The organism is Pseudomonas sp. SST3, assembly GCF_003325755.1.
Window position 1 is genome coordinate 25,826 of record NZ_QORI02000012.1, and the last position, 17,509, is coordinate 43,334.

14 protein-coding genes and 1 tRNA gene are annotated in these 17,509 nt (G+C 60.6%); 9 read left to right on the top strand and 6 right to left on the bottom strand.

The features are described from left to right. Window positions 1–46: 46 nt before the first annotated feature. Together gspD and DQ405_RS13865 are read right to left on the bottom strand one after the other, a co-directional pair. Window positions 47–2,320 carry a type II secretion system secretin GspD gene (gene gspD, locus DQ405_RS13860; protein ID WP_168424764.1) on the bottom strand — a complete coding sequence of 758 codons (2,274 nt, stop codon included), beginning with the start codon at window positions 2,318–2,320 and terminating at the stop codon, window positions 47–49. 3 nt (window positions 2,321–2,323) lie between these two features. Further along, the gene (locus DQ405_RS13865) at window positions 2,324–2,959 is read right to left on the bottom strand and encodes a type II secretion system protein N (protein ID WP_241729998.1); all 636 of its coding nucleotides are present in this window, start codon (window positions 2,957–2,959) and stop codon (window positions 2,324–2,326) included. 349 nt (window positions 2,960–3,308) lie between these two features. Between DQ405_RS13865 and DQ405_RS13870 the strand changes: the two genes are divergently transcribed. From DQ405_RS13870 to DQ405_RS13885, 4 genes are all read left to right on the top strand, one after another. After that, window positions 3,309–3,385, top strand: a tRNA-Asp gene (locus DQ405_RS13870). A gap of 432 nt (window positions 3,386–3,817) precedes the next feature. Then, a complete protein-coding gene (locus tag DQ405_RS13875) occupies window positions 3,818–5,257 on the top strand; it encodes a cytochrome ubiquinol oxidase subunit I (protein WP_168424765.1) in 1,440 nt (479 codons plus the stop codon). 2 nt (window positions 5,258–5,259) lie between these two features. Next, window positions 5,260–6,267 (top strand): cytochrome d ubiquinol oxidase subunit II, encoded by a 1,008-nt coding sequence (gene cydB / locus DQ405_RS13880; protein ID WP_168424766.1) that lies wholly within the window; start codon window positions 5,260–5,262, stop codon window positions 6,265–6,267. A 24-nt stretch (window positions 6,268–6,291) separates the two neighbouring features. Further along, window positions 6,292–6,450, top strand: coding sequence for a DUF2474 domain-containing protein (locus DQ405_RS13885; protein ID WP_168424767.1), 159 nt, complete (start codon window positions 6,292–6,294; stop codon window positions 6,448–6,450). 284 nt (window positions 6,451–6,734) lie between these two features. On the opposite strand, the gene DQ405_RS13890 is transcribed toward DQ405_RS13885, so the two are convergent. Together DQ405_RS13890 and DQ405_RS13895 are read right to left on the bottom strand one after the other, a co-directional pair. Further along, a complete protein-coding gene (locus DQ405_RS13890) occupies window positions 6,735–7,772 on the bottom strand; it encodes an AraC family transcriptional regulator (protein WP_168424768.1) in 1,038 nt (345 codons plus the stop codon). After that, window positions 7,769–8,773 (bottom strand): carbon-nitrogen hydrolase, encoded by a 1,005-nt coding sequence (locus DQ405_RS13895; protein WP_168424769.1) that lies wholly within the window; start codon window positions 8,771–8,773, stop codon window positions 7,769–7,771. Before DQ405_RS13895 ends, DQ405_RS13890 begins: the two co-directional genes overlap by 4 nt. Window positions 8,774–8,990: 217 nt before the next feature. Here DQ405_RS13895 and DQ405_RS13900 point away from each other — a divergent pair, with 217 nt between their 5' ends. From DQ405_RS13900 to DQ405_RS13920, 5 genes are all read left to right on the top strand, one after another. Further along, complete coding sequence (locus tag DQ405_RS13900; protein ID WP_168424770.1) at window positions 8,991–11,021, top strand: NADPH-dependent 2,4-dienoyl-CoA reductase; 2,031 nt, start codon at window positions 8,991–8,993, stop codon at window positions 11,019–11,021. Between the two features lie 53 nt (window positions 11,022–11,074). Beyond that, entirely contained in the window at window positions 11,075–11,509 is a 435-nt protein-coding gene (locus tag DQ405_RS13905; protein ID WP_168424881.1) for a nuclear transport factor 2 family protein, read from the top strand. Between the two features lie 191 nt (window positions 11,510–11,700). Beyond that, window positions 11,701–13,062, top strand: coding sequence for a chromosome partitioning protein ParA (locus DQ405_RS13910; RefSeq protein ID WP_168424771.1), 1,362 nt, complete (start codon window positions 11,701–11,703; stop codon window positions 13,060–13,062). 49 nt (window positions 13,063–13,111) lie between these two features. Then, complete coding sequence (locus DQ405_RS13915) at window positions 13,112–14,020, top strand: 1-aminocyclopropane-1-carboxylate deaminase/D-cysteine desulfhydrase (protein WP_241729999.1); 909 nt, start codon at window positions 13,112–13,114, stop codon at window positions 14,018–14,020. A 21-nt stretch (window positions 14,021–14,041) separates the two neighbouring features. Beyond that, complete coding sequence (locus tag DQ405_RS13920) at window positions 14,042–15,148, top strand: cyclic nucleotide-binding domain-containing protein (protein ID WP_168424773.1); 1,107 nt, start codon at window positions 14,042–14,044, stop codon at window positions 15,146–15,148. Window positions 15,149–15,169: 21 nt separating this feature from the next. On the opposite strand, the gene chrA is transcribed toward DQ405_RS13920, so the two are convergent. Together chrA and DQ405_RS13930 are read right to left on the bottom strand one after the other, a co-directional pair. Continuing rightward, on the bottom strand, window positions 15,170–16,390 hold the full coding sequence (gene chrA, locus DQ405_RS13925) for a chromate efflux transporter (RefSeq protein WP_168424774.1): 1,221 nt from the start codon (window positions 16,388–16,390) through the stop codon (window positions 15,170–15,172). Window positions 16,391–16,483: 93 nt separating this feature from the next. Continuing rightward, a complete protein-coding gene (locus DQ405_RS13930; RefSeq protein WP_168424775.1) occupies window positions 16,484–17,413 on the bottom strand; it encodes a DUF1853 family protein in 930 nt (309 codons plus the stop codon). Window positions 17,414–17,509: the final 96 nt, after the last annotated feature.

Genomic DNA, 17,509 nt, shown 5'->3' on the forward strand with positions numbered 1-17,509 from the left:
TCTTACCCTCAGCTCAGGTTCTTGAGCTGCCTGCCTCGCAGAGCCATCAATTATCCGCGCCTTCGAAGTTCACTACGAAGCCGTCCAGGCGTTGTTCTTCGGAAAGCTGCTCGCGGAGTCGGTTGGCTTCCTGTCGCTGGTCAGTGGGCCCTACGAAAACGCGGTGAGTACGGCCCGTGGTTCTGATATAGGCATCGAAGCCTTCAGCGCCGAGTTTCTCCTGCAACGCCTCGGCGCTATTGCGGTCCTGCAGACTGGCGACCTGTACTGCCCAGCCCGAACGTAACGATGTCTGCTCGCGGGATTGTTGCGCCTGTGGCGCGTAAGTGTCCGGTGCGCGTCGAGTTGCCGGAGCGTCGGGGACGGCACGTCGCTGAGCCGGTTCGTTGGAGCGGAGATCAATGGCCGGCGCCGGTTGACCCTGACCGTCGAACAAACGTTCGGGCGTGGCGGGGAGGATACTCGGGCTATTCGACCCGGTTTCGATAACCCGGATGTCGCTGTATTTCTTGCCGGAAAGCGCCGCCAGGCCCGCCCGATCCCGGATGACGGTCGGGCGGAGGAACACCATGAGGTTGCGTTTGACATGGGTTTCCTGGGTGGAGCGGAACAGCGCGCCGAGCCAGGGTATGTCTCCCAGCAGCGGTACCTTCGAGTCGGTCCGGGTCACGTCATCCTGAATGAGGCCGCCCAGCACGATTACCTGGCCATCCTCCGCAAGAATGGTGCTCTTGATCGAACGCTTGTTGGTCACCAGGTCGACGGCCTGCGCCGACAGGCTTGCCGATGGAGCGATCGATGAGATTTCCTGCTCGATTTCCAGGCGCAGCGTTGCGCCATCGTTGATATGCGGCACCACTTTGAGCGTTACGCCGATATCCTCCCGCTCGATAGTCGTGAACGGGTTGTTGGCCCCGGACGAATCGGTCGTGTAGCTGCCAGTCTGAAACGGAACGTTCTGCCCGACGAGAATTTCTGCTTCTTGGTTGTCCAGTGTCAGCAGGCTTGGGGTCGATAGCAGGTTGCTCTTGCTGTTAGCGGAAAGGGCGGTGATCAACGCGCCGAAGCTACGTGTGCCCAGACCAATGATGGCGCCGTCGGGCAGTTCGTTGGGAATATCATCCTCTCTGATTGCATTGAGCACGCTACCGACGGAAATACCGGTATTGCCGAAGCTGACCCCGCCAGCACCACCGGTGCTGCCACGAGCGTCTACCGCCCATTGCACGCCGAGCGCGTCAGTGATATCGCCGGAGACTTCGACAATGGCAGCCTCCACCATCACCTGCGCGCGGGGAATATCGAGCTGGCGCACTATGGATTCAAGCGTGCCGATCAGCTCGGGTTCGGCGAGCATGACCAGCGCATTGAGGCTCTCGTCTGCGCGAATGAGTATGTCCTGCTGCCGCCCCCCCTGAGTTTCGCCATCGGCAGGTGCTGCGAGGCCCTCGGAAATGTCGCCAAGGGTCTCAGCCAGCGACTTGGCGTCGTTGTGGCGCAGGCGAATGACTCGCGTGTTGGCCGAGCGTGTGCTCGGCGTATCGAGTGTTTTTGCCAGGCTGGCGAGCTTCTGCCGCGCCTGTTCCGGACCAGTGAAAATAAGCCGGTTGGTGCGCGAATCGGCGATGATCTGTGCACCTGCCGTGTCTCGCGCTTCGCCACGAGCCAGGGTGTTGCGCAGCACCTCAGCAATGTCCACGGCCCAGCCATATTGCAGGTTGACCACGCTGTGGTCGTCGGTCTGGGCTTGGTCCAGCTGGCGAACCAGATCCTCGATGCGAGCGATGTTGGCGCTGCGGTCGCTGATGATCAATGCATTGGCTGAGCCGACGGCGGCGAGATGGCCATATTGCGGCACGAGTGGGCGAATCAGTGGAATCAGCTCGGTGGCCGAGGTGTGCTGAACCTGGATCACCCGGGTTTCCAGCAGGTCACCGCCCGTTGGCCCGCCACCGGCCTCCGATTTCGCTTCGGCGTTAGGCACGATTCGCGCAACTTCCCCTTGCGTCAGCACGCTGTAGCCGTGGGTCGCCATGACGGACAGGAACAGCTGATATACCTCGGATAGCGAAAGGGTCGTCGACGACACGACGCTGACCTGCCCTTTCACGCGCGGGTCGACGATGAAGGTCTGCCCGGTCAGCTGGCTGATCTGATCGACGAAGGCCCGAATATCGGCGTCCTTGAGATTGATCGTCCAACCGTCCTGTTGGGTTTCGCTCGGCTCAATTCCGGGATCCGCCGCCAACAGGGGCAGGGGAGCGGCAAGCAGACCGGCGGTGAGCAACGCAATGAGCGGGCGGGAGGAAAAAGGCAGCATCAGTCAGTTGTCTTCCGTGGGCTGTTCGTCGGTGGGCATGGATTCTGGCGGGCTGGCTGCCCCTTCCATCTGTTGGCGGAGGGCTTCCATCTGTTGTTGAAGCATCTCCGCTTGCGGATCGAGTGGCCCCGTTTCCGCTGGTTCACTGTAGTCCGGGAGGTTGTCGGGTACAGCCGTCGCGGAGCGAACACTCGGAAAATACAGGCTTTCGAGGCGACCGCCGCGCATTACTTCGACTCGGTCCGGATGGACACTGTGCAAGCTCACACCCGGTTCCAGTTCCTCTTCGACCCGATAGAGCTGTGGAGGTTGGCCGCTCAGCTGGATGATCGCCGTTGACCGAGATGGATCGGCATGAACGAAGCTGCCCAACAAGGTTAGATCAGAACTCGACGCATCGGGTGCATAGCTTTGGCCGGACGAGGCAGCTGTACCGAACAGACTCTCCATGCGCTGCAGATCAGGAGCGACGCCAGCGGGTTGGCCGCTGTCCGTGACGGCCGCAGGGGGTGTCCGGGTAAGCTGCAACCAATCGCTGATCTGGCCGGCAAGATAGAGCCCGAAGAGCACGACGATGGCGACGCTTGCAATCAATGGCGCATGCTGGCGAACTTTCTGCACTGCTGCGGGTGAAGCCAAGCGAGGCACTCCGTGAAACTGATGATGATGGCCGTGATCGCAAGCGCGGCATCAGCCGCCTGCGAACCATTGTGCGTCCCGGCAGTCTAGACCGGGTCCATGACAAAGAAGCACCTGAGTATGCCAGTGCAACTGACTGTTTTTCAGGCAAAAGGTGCCCGGCATGTCGTCATTTCCAAGCGTGATTGCAATTGGCCGTTTTTTTTTTGACAAAAAAAACGTAGCGTGCGGTTGACTTGATCCCTGGGGGTGCGTAAATTGCGCGCCTCGCAAGGTGATCAGCCAGCTGGCTTCTCGGTAGAGAGCTACGATGCAGGCTTTGCGAATCGGACGAAAGTCCGGCCGACGCGCAGCGGTAGTTCAGTCGGTTAGAATACCGGCCTGTCACGCCGGGGGTCGCGGGTTCGAGTCCCGTCCGCTGCGCCACATATTTCTTCCAGGCAACTGAACGCCAGGAAGTCTCGCTGAAAGCGGCCTTAGGGCCGCTTTTTTCGTTTCTATATCTCCGTTTGCCACCGCTCAATTTTCCAGGCTGTGCTGACGACCTTGCCTGATTTTCTTTTCCCGTCCGGAAGGTGGCTCAGCCGCCTGCATCGCTTCGAATCTCGAAAAATTTACCCGCGATCAATCGCCTCTTCGTTCTCGAATCGCTACGGCAGCACACCCGCCAACGCTGCCCCGCCTATGTTTCATGGGGGCTTCTTCGCATTCGCGAAAGCATGGCTGACTCTCTTCGTTTAGCAGGTTGCGGCGAGCGGTCACGGTGATCAGAGCGCACCCTTGTGCTTTCCTGCTGTCCTTAATGCGTGACGACATCAATACGCCAGGGGCACGCGGCTAACTGACGAGGGGTCTTTAATGTTCGGTTTGGAAGCTCTCGAGCTTGCGCGGATCCAATTCGCTTTCACTATTTCTTTCCACATCATCTTTCCGGCGATCACCATCGGACTGGCCAGTTTTCTAGCCGTACTGGAAGGGTTGTGGCTGAAGACCAAACGTCAGGTCTATCGCGACCTCTACCATTTCTGGATGAAGATCTTCGCCGTCAACTTCGGGATGGGCGTGGTTTCCGGCATCGTCATGGCCTACCAGTTTGGTACCAATTGGAGCGCTTTTTCGGAGTTTGCCGGCAGCGTCACTGGGCCTTTGCTGGCTTATGAGGTGCTCACCGCGTTTTTCCTTGAGGCTGGATTTCTCGGCGTCATGCTGTTTGGCTGGAACCGCGTCGGTCCTGGGCTGCACTTCTTTTCAACGCTTATGGTGGCCGTCGGCACGCTAATTTCCACATTCTGGATTCTCGCTTCGAACAGCTGGATGCACACCCCTCAGGGCCACGAGATTATCGATGGCATTGTGGTGCCGGTGGACTGGTTCGCTATCGTGTTCAACCCGTCGTTCCCTTATCGGTTGACGCATATGGCGATTGCGGCGTTCCTGGCTACGGCATTCATGGTTGGTGCTTCGGCGGCCTGGCATTTACTGCGTGGGCGAGACAATCCCGCGGTCCGCAAGATGTTTTCCATGGCGATGTGGATGGCACTGATAGTCGCGCCGATCCAGGCCGTGGTTGGCGATTTTCATGGTCTGAATACGCTTGAACACCAACCCGCAAAAATCGCCGCGATGGAAGGGCACTGGGACAATTCCTCCGGCGAGCCGACGCCGCTGTTGCTGTTTGGCTGGCCGGACATGGAGCGTGAGGAAACTCGCTTCAAGGTTGAAATTCCCTACCTGGGCAGCCTGATTCTCAAGCACAGCCTGACCGAGCCGATTCCGGCGCTAAAGGATTTCCCTCCGGAGGACCGGCCCAACTCGACAATCGTGTTCTGGACCTTCCGTGTGATGGTCGCGCTGGGCTTTTTGATGATTTTTACCGGGCTGTGGAGTCTGTGGCTTCGCCGCAGCGGCAGGCTTTACCTGTCTCGCCCATTCCTGCGTCTGACGCTGTGTATGGGACCCTCCGGGCTAATCGCCATTCTGGCGGGCTGGTTCACCACCGAGATTGGCCGTCAGCCCTGGGTGGTCTACGGCGTGATGCGCACCGCAGACGCGGTCTCCAACCATGGCGCTGAACAGCTCGGCCTGACCCTGGCGATGTTCGTGTTGATCTACTTTGCAGTGTTCGGCATCGGCTTCGTCTATGTGCTGCGGCTGATTGCGAAGGGACCGGTGATAAACGAGGGCAACGAGAAGGGCGCCGGCGGGCCCGGTGAAAAGCGCACGCCGATGCGGCCACTATCCGCCGCTGACGAGGCGATTCCCCACGAACATGGCGATCAACTGGGCGAGAGGAATTGAATATGGGTGTCGATCTTTCGCTGATCTGGGCCGTCATCATCATCTTCGGCATCATGATGTACGTGGTGATGGATGGCTTCGATCTGGGTATTGGAATTCTTTTCCCGTTTCTTGCCGACAGTTCCGAACGCGACGTGGCGATGAATACGGTGGCGCCGATCTGGGACGGCAACGAAACCTGGTTGGTGCTGGGTGGAGCCGGATTGTTCGCCGCCTTTCCGCTGGCCTACTCGGTGGTGCTTTCCGCGTTGTATCTACCGATCATCTTCATGTTGATGGGGCTGATTTTTCGTGGAGTCGCCTTCGAGTTCCGCTTCAAGGCCAGCGCCGCGCGCCAGCACATCTGGGACAAGGCGTTTATCGGTGGCTCACTGGCGGCGACCTTTTTTCAAGGTGTCGCGCTAGGCGCTTTCATCCACGGGTTCCCGGTGGTTGACCGCGCCTATGCTGGCGGCCCACTGGATTGGTTGACACCCTTTTCAGTGTTTTGCGGCGTAGCCCTGATCGCCGCCTACGCCCTGTTGGGCTGCACCTGGCTAATCATGAAAACGGGCGGTGCATTGCAGAGACGTATGCATGATATTGGCGTCCCGTTGGTCTGGGCGGTGCTGGCGGTGACCGGGATCGTAAGTATCTGGACCCCGTTGACGCATCCGGACATCGCCGAGCGCTGGTTCAGCACGCCGAATCTGTTCCTCTTCATGCCAGTACCAATTCTGGTGTTGCTGTGCACCTTCGGGCTGCTACGGTCGATCGCACGCTACGCTCACTATTCGCCGTTCCTGTTCACACTCGCCCTCATTTTCCTGGGCTACAGCGGCCTGGGTATCAGCCTCTGGCCAAACATCATTCCGCCATCGGTCAGCATTTGGGACGCCGCCTCGCCACCGCAGAGTCAGGGTTTCACCCTCGTCGGGGCACTGCTGATCATCCCGCTGATCCTCATGTACACCGCATGGAGCTACTACGTGTTCCGCGGCAAGGTCAGCGCTGAAGATGGCTACCACTGAGCCGGTCTCGTTATGGAGCGTTTTATGCGGAAGAAGCACGAAAGTGGTGCGTCAGCGCAAAAGCCACTATGGAAGCGCATGACCTGGCTCGTGCTGATCTGGTCCGCTAGCGTGCTGGCGCTTGGCATCGTAGCCTGGCTGCTGCGTCAGTTCATGACGGCTGCCGGTTTGGCGGCGCCGTGAGCCGGGCTGGAGGCCCTAGAACACAGGTTGCAGCACATGCGGCGATTGGGCGCGTTGAGGTGGTCAAGGGTTCGGGTTATTCAGTCCCCGACGCCAGCGTAACTCGGTTCATGGTTTCGTAATGAACCCGCGTTAGCTTGGCTGGCATGGACTTTGTTAGCCCCTGTAGACCCCAGCAAGAGGAGCCTTCCCTATGGATGACTACCAGGACGAGATACTTGAATGGCATGCCGCGGAGCAGGACGGTCCCGAGCCGGCCGAAGACGCCTTCGAGCTCTAGGCGATCATTCGGCGTGCCGCTGGGCGCGTCGGTATTCCCCTGGCGTTTGCCCGCTCCAGCGCTTGAAGGCGCGCTGAAACGCCTCCGCCGAAGAGAAACCCAGCAGCCAGGCGATCTCACCGAAAGCCGATTCGGTATCACGAATGTAGGCCATGGCCAGATCACGTCGTGTGTCGTTGAGGATGGCGCGGTAGCTGGTGCGCTCTTCTTCCAACTTGCGGCGCAATGTCCAGGGCGGCAGTTGCAGACGGCTGGCGATCTGCTGCAAGTCCGGCTCCTGCCCTTTGAGCATCGGCCCCAGCAGTTGTGTGACCCGCTCGCGAAGGCTTCGCGTGCGAGTGCGCTGTTCCAGTTCTGCCTCGCAGAGCTCCAACAGCTGGCGCCAGGTGCTGGGACAATGTTCTGGGTTGCGCAGTGCCAGTGCAGCCTTGTCCAGTCGCAACTGATTGTGTTCGGCTAAAAATTCAACTGGCTTCGCTAGCAACGTCTCGTAGCGCGCTGCGTACTCGGGTCGATCGAACTCGATGTGAACCGCGACGGGCACCAGTGGACATGCTGCAACCGCGCTCAGCTGCGTTATCCAGCTGGCCAGTACGGTATCCACGACGAACCGGTTGTAGCTGTTGTAGGGGCTGATCGAATAGAACCGCAACCAGGCGCCACCAGCATCCTCATGAAACGTTGATGCGCCACGGTAGTTGGACGCATACAGCGGCTCGTAGCGAATCAACGCACGTGCCGCTTCGCGTACCGTCGGTGCCTGAGCGGATGTCACACCCACTAGCCCAAGGTGGCCGGCCTTGCGCAGTCGTCCCATCTCCAAGCCTAGGCTTGGGTCACCGGTCAGCTGAATGGCTGCATGACCCAGGCGCATGTAACGTGGAATCGAAAGGCGCGCGCGTGGTTCGGACAGGCGTGCCAGGTCCAGCCCGTAGGCATCCAGCAGCGGCTGCGGATCGATCTGTTTTTCCTGCAAGGCACTGCTCAGGCTGTGCACGAAGCCGACCGAGAGATCACCGAGTCGCACCCGTTGACGGTTCATGGGCGCTCCGGCAGCCAGAGGTTATTCAGTTGTACCGGCTCGCTGTGATGTGGCGCAGGTCTGCGGGGTGATCCGACGAGATTCCAGGGCAACCCAAAGGTGCGTACCTCCATGCGCGGCAGTGCCGTTTCCGGCTGGGTATCAACCGCGCAGCTTGTGGGCGGATCGTGCCGTGCCCCCGGTATGGCGAGAAGTTCGGCATCGGCTGGTGGCGATTGGACATACGCATCGCAGCCGATCAGTACGGCGAGGCGTCCGGCGGGGGTCGGCAGCGTGGCTGCAGACGCGTCTGAGGCCTCGCTGTAGCGGCGCTCATAGCGGCTGAGCGTGTTCTTGTACTGTAAGGGGCCGATCGGCTGCCCGTTCGAGGCGAAGCTCAAACTGACCTGCCGGAGTGGGCCATTGCCGGTTAGCAGGCGACCGTTCTCGAGCCGCGGTTCGGGCAGCACGATAGACCCGGCCACCATGGTCACCCCATACGTCTTCGCCAGGCCACCGAAGATGAGCTGATAGTCATCGGCCATCTGCCTTCCCTTGATCCTTAGAACGGCCTCGGTACGACGGTCGTCGCTCTCATTGCTCAGCAGTGCCCGCAAGTAATCCCAGGGATTGCTCAGGGCCATCCACTGCATGGCGTCGCGCAGCGTGCGTGCCTGTTGAACCTCGGGTTTCTCGCCGAGAGCAAATAGTCCGGTGCCGACATGCTCTGGCAGCACCACAACCGTGCGTGAGCCCAACAGACCGGCAGTGCGCGCCTGGTTCAGGTAGGTGGTGAATTTCAACTGCAGCCGTTCCCGGCTCTGGTAGTCGGCCGGCATCAATCGGGCTTCCATGCCGAGCAGGTTGCCGGCTGTTCCCGGTTGCCCCTGGCTGTTGATTGGCAGCGTTCGTAGATCGGACAGAAGGGGACCGCTACGCCGGTCAACGGCCCAATTCAGGTAGATGATGAGTGCGGCGACGGCGAGCGCTGTCAGACTGAGCAATTTGCTGTAAGTACGCATGGATGAAGTTGCCGGCAAGTGTGCGAAGAGACTAGGCGCAGAGTCATTGGTTGCCAAGCTTTTTTGAGCGATAAGGTCAGGCAGTTGTAAGTTTCGATCATTGAGCGAGCCTCTGCGCCTGTTTATCTTCGCTGCATAGCGACCACGGCCCCATGAGCGCGTGGCGATCCTACCGCTGACTACAGGGCACCGCGTGCCATCTGATAGAGGAACGAAGATGACTGCTTTTCCGCACCTGCTGGCCCCGCTGGACCTAGGCTTCACCACGTTGCGTAACCGCACCCTGATGGGCTCGATGCACACCGGCCTTGAGGAAATGCCCAACGGTTTCGAGCGCATGGCCGCATTCTTCGCCGAGCGTGCGCGTGGCGGTGTCGGCCTGATCGTCACCGGTGGTGTGGGCCCCAACGAGGAAGGCTCGGTACGTGCGGGCGCTGCCAAACTGTCGACCGTCGAGGAAGCCGAGGAGCATAAGGTTGTTACCCAGGCCGTTCACGAGGCGGGCGGCAAGATCTGCATGCAGATCCTTCATGCTGGCCGTTATGCCTATAGTCCGCAGTTGGTGGCGCCGAGTGCCATCCAGGCGCCGATCAACCCCTTCACGCCGCGCGAGCTGGACGAAGCGGGCATCGAGAAGCAGATTCGCGACTTCGTCAATTGCGCCAGCCTGGCACAGAGGGCCGGCTACGACGGTGTCGAGATAATGGGATCGGAAGGCTACTTCATCAACCAGTTCCTGGTCGCCCACACCAATCATCGCAGCGATCGCTGGGGTGGCAGTTACGAAAACCGCATGCGTCTGCCGGTGGAAATCGTGCGCCGCGTGAGAGAGGCGGTGGGGCCGGAGTTCATCATCGTCTACCGCTTGTCCATGCTTGATCTTATGGAAGGCGGCAGCACCTGGGACGAAGTCGTGGTACTGGCCAAAGCCATCGAGAAAGCCGGCGCGACGCTGATTAATACCGGCATCGGCTGGCACGAGGCGCGTATTCCGACCATCGCGACCAAGGTGCCGCGTGCGGCTTTCACTAAGGTGACAGCCAAGCTGCGTGGCGAAGTCAGCATCCCGTTGGTGACCACCAACCGCATCAACACACCGGAAGTCGCCGAGCAGGTGCTGGCCGAAGGCGATGCCGACATGGTCTCGATGGCGCGCCCGTTCCTTGCTGACCCGGATTTCGTCAACAAGGCGGCCGCTGATCGCAGCGACACCATCAATACCTGTATCGGCTGCAACCAGGCCTGTCTCGACCATACGTTCAGCGGCAAGCTGACCACCTGTCTGGTCAATCCGCGTGCCTGCTACGAGACCGAGCTGAACTATATTCCTACCGCGGCGGTGAAGAAGATCGCTGTGGTAGGGGCCGGTCCTGCAGGATTATCCGCGGCAACGGTGGCTGCGGAACGTGGCCATCAGGTGACCCTGTTCGACTCGGCCAGCGAAATCGGCGGCCAGTTCAACGTCGCCAAACGCGTGCCGGGCAAGGAAGAGTTCTACGAGACTCTGCGCTACTTCGACAGCAAGCTCGAGAGCACCGGCGTCGACGTCCGCCTGAACACTCGCGTCAGTGCGTCTGATCTGTCGGCGGGCGGTTTCGACGAGATCATTCTCGCCACCGGTATTGCGCCGCGCACCCCGGAAATTCCGGGAATCGAGCATCCTATGGTGATTGGCTACCTCGATGCGATCCTGCAACGCAAACCCGTGGGGCAGCGCGTCGCGGTTATTGGTGCTGGTGGCATCGGCTTCGATGTTTCGGAGTTCATCGCCCATCAGGGTCAGTCGACCAGCCTGGACCGGGAGGCATTCTGGAAGGAGTGGGGAATCGACCTCGGGCTCGAAGCGCGCGGTGGCGTGGCTGGAATTCAGCCGGCACCCCATGCGCCGACACGTCAGGTCTACCTGCTGCAGCGCAAAAAATCCAAGGTCGGCAATGGTCTGGGCAAGACGACCGGCTGGATTCACCGTACCGGTCTGAAAAACAAGCAGGTGCAGATGATCAGCGCGGTGGATTATCTCAAGGTGAATGACCAGGGTTTGCATATCCGTGTCGGAGAAGGCGAGCCGCAAGTGCTTCCGGTGGATACCGTGATTGTCTGCGCCGGCCAGGATCCACTGCGTGAACTGCAGGCCGAGCTTGAAGCCGCAGGTGCGAACGTGCACCTGATCGGCGGAGCGGATGTCGCCGCCGAGCTGGATGCCAAGCGCGCGATCAACCAGGGCTCCCGCCTCGCTGCGGAACTCTGAGCACCCAAGCCCCGCTTCGAGCGGGGCTTTTTCCTGTTGCAATGGAGTTCCGCATGAATGTTTCTCTCTCGCTGCAGCCGGCGGCTGCCTCCACGCTGCAGCGTTGGCATCGAATGATTGAATCCGAGGATCTCAACCAGCTGCCGGAACTGCTGCACCCGCAGGCAGTATTTCGCTCGCCGATGGCCTTCAAGCCCTACGAGGGAGCGGCTGCCGTCAATCTGATCCTCAACACCGTGGTGACGGTGTTCGAAGACTTTGCTTACCACCGGGAATTGGCCAGCGCCGACGGCTCCAACGTCGTGCTGGAGTTCAGTGCACGCGTGGGGGATCGGCAGCTCAAAGGCATCGATTTGATTTGCTTCGACGAAGCTGGCCTGATCACCGATTTCGAAGTCATGGTGCGCCCGATGAGCGGACTGCAGGCACTCGGTGAGGAGATGGGTAAGCGCCTTGCACCTCAGCTTGCCGCGCTGAAGCCTTCATAGGTTTTCCAACTCCGTCACAGTTTTTCGGCTGTGCGTCTGTGCGGTAATCAATGCCGAACTCGCTGCCAACCCAGTCACATCGCCGGTTTCGGTTTTTCCCCTAAACTTGAGTCGACCAATGGGATAGCGGCCTCGGCGCGGTCGCTGTTCAGAAACATTCGCTGGCCGATCAAGCCGTTGAGGGTGCGAGCATGCAGATCAAACCGCAGACGGTCGAAGCCGTGCTGTTCTTCAATGATGGCGGCGTCTGCAAGGAAATGCTCTATCCGGAATTCGAGGCCGTGCTCGATGGCATGGTGAGCATGCCGGAGTTCGCCGACCAGCAGATGCGCGTTGCTTATGTATTGATCAATACCCGCCTGCAGATTCGTGCGGCGGTGTTCTTCTACCTCGATTTCAACGAAGACGGTTCAGCTGACAGTGGCTGGAACATTCCGCTCCGGAGCCTGGCCGAACGCACCGGACGCGGCCCGGATCTAGGCGCCGGACCGATTCGCCTGGCCTGTCGCAGCCAGTGCCCGGTGTCCTGGCATCAGATGCACCTCTGGGATCCGGAACTGACGCAGGGCACGAATCACCTGGTCATGTTGCGCGACCGGATCAAACGCAACCAGCTCGGCCTGCTGGTTGAAGAGGATGTTCCTCAGGCAGTACCGGCCGAGCGGCTGCAGATGGTGGCTGAGGACACCTGGTACGCGGCCGATCCTGCCAAGCAGATCGCTACCCGGCGCGCTGAGAAGCTTGAGCAAGAGCAGCGACTCAAAGCCGCGCAACTGATCAAACAGCAGCGTCTGCGCATCGCCAGTCTTGAGCAGCAGCGCGAAACCGATATCAACAGACTCCGCGAGTTGGCGGCGCAGCAGCAGTCGAAATTGCAGGACGAGATCGCTCAGCTGCGTCACGAACTGCTTCAAAAGGAGCAGCTCACTGCAGAGCTGCGCTCGCAGCTCAACGCTCAGGCCGAGGGATTCCAGAAAACGCGCGAGGAAATGAGCCGGCAGCTGAGGGCGCTGGAGCAGAACAGCCGCGCCGAAGCGCAAGCCTCGCGCGCGCAGTTCGATGAAGAACTGAAGATACAGATTGCAGCGGCGGTGGCGGAGTACAAGGAACAGGTATCCATCCGTGACGTAGAGCTGGCGTACCGCAACGAGCTGGATAGCCAGCTGCAGGAGGAAATCGAGCAGCTCCAGAAGCAGCGTGACACACTTGCCGAGCACAGTGGTGACCGCGTGCTTGAGCGTCTTTCAGCGCTTGGCGTTACATTCATGGCCTATCATCCTGGCGCAGGTCATCTGACCATCCCGCTATCGGACATGGCACGCTATCAACAAAACCCACTTGCCTATGCCGCAGCCAAATGCGCCGTCTCCGAAGAGCAGTACGGTCAATGGGTCCTGCATTACCAGCAGCCCACCTGCATCGCCACGCTGACCAGTGGAGAACGCTGCAATATGCCGCTGGACAAGGTGGACGCACCCGGACGCTTCCTTATCGGTGAATCCAATTGCTGCGCAAGGCATAGATCGCAGGAACGGCTGCGCACGGGTAGCTGACAACTTGCCTGGATTTCCACCCTTTCGGCTTGGGCTACAAGCAGCTCCGTTGCAGCTCCTCGACCTGGCCTGGCTGCAACAGGCGCGCGTGCAACTCGCGGTACTGCGTCTGGATCTGGTCGACCCCGAGTTATCCGGAAACAAATGGTTCAAGCTCACCCACCATCTGCAAGCCGCACAGAACGCCGGCGCGGCAGGCCTCATCAGTCTCGGTGGTCCGCATTCCAATCATCTTCACGCGCTGGCGGCTGCGGCCAAGCGGCTCGGCCTCGCTAGTGTCGGCTTGCTGCGAGGTCATCCACAGCAGACCGCGACTGTGGAGGATCTGCAGCGCTTCGGCATGCGCCTGCACTGGTTGGGTTACGGCGGTTACCGGGAGCGGCATCAGCCGGATTTTTTCGACGCTTGGCGCAAGCGCTATCCAGACCACTACTGCATACCTGAAGGCGGTGGCGGCCTTGCCGGTGCAATGGGTTGTGTACCTTTGGTCGCACAGGTACGGAAACAGCTTGGTGCGCTTGGTTGGGACGATCATGACGGTTGGTGGCTGGCGGCCGGTACCGGTACGACGCTCGCCGGGTTGGTGATCGGTGAAGCGGAGCAGGGCGGCCGACGGGTCTATGGGGCCTTGGCTGGGCCACCGTCCCATGGCGTAGCGCAACAAGTCGACAGATTGCTGGGCGAGTCCGGAATCGACAGTACTAACTACCAGCTGATCGATGCGAGTCGGGGCGGTTTCGGCCGGTTTGACGAGCGGCTTGCCCGTTTTATGTTCGAAACCGAGCGAGAGGCCGAACTACCGCTGGATCCGATCTATACAGCGAAAGCGATGATGGCCTTATGTCATCTGGTCGGCGGCGGTTATTTTAGTAAGGGCACGCGGCTCATATTCGTCCACACCGGTGGCCTGCAAGGTCGGCGGGATGCCCAGGCACAGCTGGACAAGCTGTTGCGCTGACCTACGTATTGGAATTCATGGATGAACAAGCCGTTGCTTCCCTACCAGCTAAGCAGTCTGATTCCGCTCAACGCGCTTTCGCCTCGTCGTCTCCAGATGCTCCGTGAGCAGCTGGTCCCTCGACACTTGCTCGCTGGTCAGCTTCTGTTCGAGGGCAGGGCCGGCGCCAGCTCGAGCTATTTTCTGCTCACCGGCACGTTGTCCATGCAAGGGGCGGATGGCGCGCAATGGCAAATGACCGGCGGTTCCTCTGAAAGCTGCTATGCATTCAGCGCCAGTGGCCGACTGGATCGGGTGTGGGCGCTGGAAGATTCCAGTGTGTTGGTGCTCGACAGCGTCTTGCTGGATGGATTGCTGTCCTGGCAACAGGCTCATGCTGATCTGCTATTGGAGCTGGTTACCGCTGGCGAACTGACCGATTGGCTTGAGGAACTGCTGGAAAACCCGTTGTTCGCCAAGGTGCCGCCGGAAAATGTGCGGAACATGTTGCGCAAGCTCGAACCGCTCGAGCTGCCCGCCGGGCACGTACTGCTGCGTGAAGGTGAAGCCGGTGACTGCTGCTATTTTCTCAAGAGCGGTCGCGCGGAGGTCATGATCGGCTTGGGTCGAGACGAGCAGGTGGTCGCCGAGTTGGGCGTCGGTAGCTGCTTTGGTGAAGAAGCCCTGCTGACCGAGCATGCGCGCAACGCCACCGTGACAACGCTCGAAGACGCCTGCGTATTGCGTCTGGCGCGGCAGGACTTCATCACCTTGCTGAGTGCGCCGGTGATCGACGAGCTAGACCTTGCGCAGGCGAATGGGTTGCTCGCCCAAGGCGCGCAATGGCTGGATGTCCGCTTGATCGACGAATACCAGCGTGGCCATGCGTTGCAGGCGCTGAACATGCCATTGCATTTGTTGCGGCTGAAGACGCGGCTGCTAAAACAGGATCGGGTCTATCTGTGTTACTGCGACAGCGGCAAGCGTAGCGCCAGCGCAGTCTTTCTGTTGACCCAGCTGGGCTTCACTGCCTACCCGCTACGCGGTGGCCTCGATGCCCTGTCGGCCGAGGAATACGCGACCCTGCTCTGTGAGCAGGGCAGCGGCTACCTTGCCCGCTCCGGTGGCCGTACCGAGCGTAGCGGCTGATCGTACCCTGGCACGACGCAGTCAATAGAGCGCAGCGAGTGCCCAGCCTGCAATGCCCCCTGCCAACACCACCAGCCAAGGCGACAGCTTCCAGACCAACAATGCGACCAGCGCGATCAGCGCCAGAGCAAAATCGCCGCTGCTGAAGATGGCGCTGGTCCAGACCGGATCGTAAAGCGCCGCCAGCAGCAGGCCGACCACCCCTGCATTCACGCCCGCCAGCGCCGCCTGTACATGACGGTTGGCACGTAGCCGATCCCAGAACGGCATGACGCCGAACACCAGCAGAAACGAAGGGGTGAATATCGCGACGAGACATACCGCTGCACTTATCAGACTGGTGATCCCGCTGTTCATCGATCCGCCGAGAAACGCGGAAAAGGTAAACAGTGGCCCCGGCACCGCTTGGGCGGCGCCGTAGCCAGCGAGAAAGGTGTCGTTGCTGACCCAGCCATTGGGTACGACCTCGGCTTGCAGCAATGGCAACACCACATGACCACCACCGAAGACCAGCGCGCCGGCTCGATAGAACGAATCGAGCAACGCCAGCAGCTGGTTCGTCGAGGTGGCGGCCAGTGCTGGCAACACCACCAGCAGAACGAAGAACAGCAGCAGAAACAGGCTGGCAGCCGATTGGCCTCCGGGCGGCTGACCGGGCGCGGTTGAAGTGTTAGTAGTCGGGCGAAACAACATCAGCCCGATCAAGCCTGCCAGTGCAATGATCCCAAGCTGTGCCCAGGCGCTGGGTAGAACCAGTACCCCACAAGCGGCAAGCAACGCGATGGTTGTGCGCATTCCGTCGGTACATAGGTTTCGCGCCATGCCCCATACGGCCTGGGCCACGACCGCCACCGCGACGATCTTCAGACCATGCAGGAACCCCTCCGGAACGGCGTCTCCCCAACTGGCGATGCCCAGGGCGAACAGTGTCAGCGCGATTGCTGAGGGCAAGGTAAAACCGGCCCAGGCGGCTAGCGAGCCGCGGTAACCGCCACGCAGCAATCCAACGGCGATTCCGACCTGGCTGCTGGCCGGCCCCGGCAGGAACTGGCAGAGCGCAACCAGATCGGCATAGCGCGTTTCATCCAACCAGCGGCGGCGGCTGACGAATTCTTCGCGAAAATAACCGAGATGGGCGACCGGGCCGCCAAAGGAGGTCAATCCCAGGCGCAGGAATACCAGGAAGATGGACCATGTGCTCGAACGCTGTGGGGGGGCAGAATCGGAGGGTGTAGAGGACATCTGTAGGCCGTTTCGGTTGCCGTAGGATCAGTTCAGCTGACACGATAGTGTGCATCAGGAAGATGACAGTTCAATGAGCCAAGGCGGCGCTGCTCACTTTGGCCAGCTGTCAGGTACCACGAATAAGCGTGCGCTCTCGACCCAGCGACCCTTGGTATCGGGTTCGAGGCGCGCCAAAAGCCTTGCCTGCTTGCCGTCGGCTCCGGCAACCCAACGCTCGACGTCCTCGGCTGGCCAGATCTGGCTATCGTTCAGGTGCGCCGGGGCCAGCCAGGCTTGGCGAGGTAGAGGCTGCCAGCGCACAGCGCCACCGGCGATAGCCGAGTGTGCCCAATCACGTTGCCGCAGCCAGCGCCCGCAAAGGTGCAGCGGATTGGCGCCGGCGGGAGGCTCGCAACCGGTCTGCTCGGGCTGAAACAGGTAGCCGCCGAGCCAGAGCGCGCTGTTTATTTCACCGCAGGTCAGCTCGGCAAGGAGCGCCTTCGCGTGTGCGCTTGATGAAAGCTGGAGCTGATGTTCACAGAGGCGTCGTAGTTTTATATCCAGCCGATCATGGCTGCCCGGTCCCAGCCAGTGATCGTGCCGGCTGCGATCGCCGGTCTCGAGGCCCAAGTAGAATTTCACTGCCAACTCAAGGTGATGCACGCCTTCGGCGTCGTGCAGAATCAGATCCAGCTCGCCGAGAGTATGACCCTCGTGACGGATCGGTAGATTGGACACCAGCAGCTCGACATCCGGAGCCTGGCCCAGCGCGAACTGCCACAGACGTTCGTAATACAGGCCTAACCGGCGAACGCTGTGTTGTGCCAGCCAGGCCTGGAGCACGGTCGGCTGGCCATCATGCGACAGCAGCCAGTCGGCCAGTTCGCCGGGTTGAGAAGCCCAGCGGCTGGCCGCGAGTGGGTGACGCTGGGGCGCGAGCGCATCGCTCAATAGCGGCGGCGACAGTAACGCCCAAGCGAGATCCCGCACCTGAGGGTGCACTAACCTGGGCATCAGTTCGGCAAGGCAGGGAAGGTTCATGCATCAAGCATAGACGGGTTGGTTTGCTGCCACTTCCCGGTTTCGCCCATAATCGCTGCGCCGCACGGCAACGGTACTCCGGGCCAAGCGCGGCGT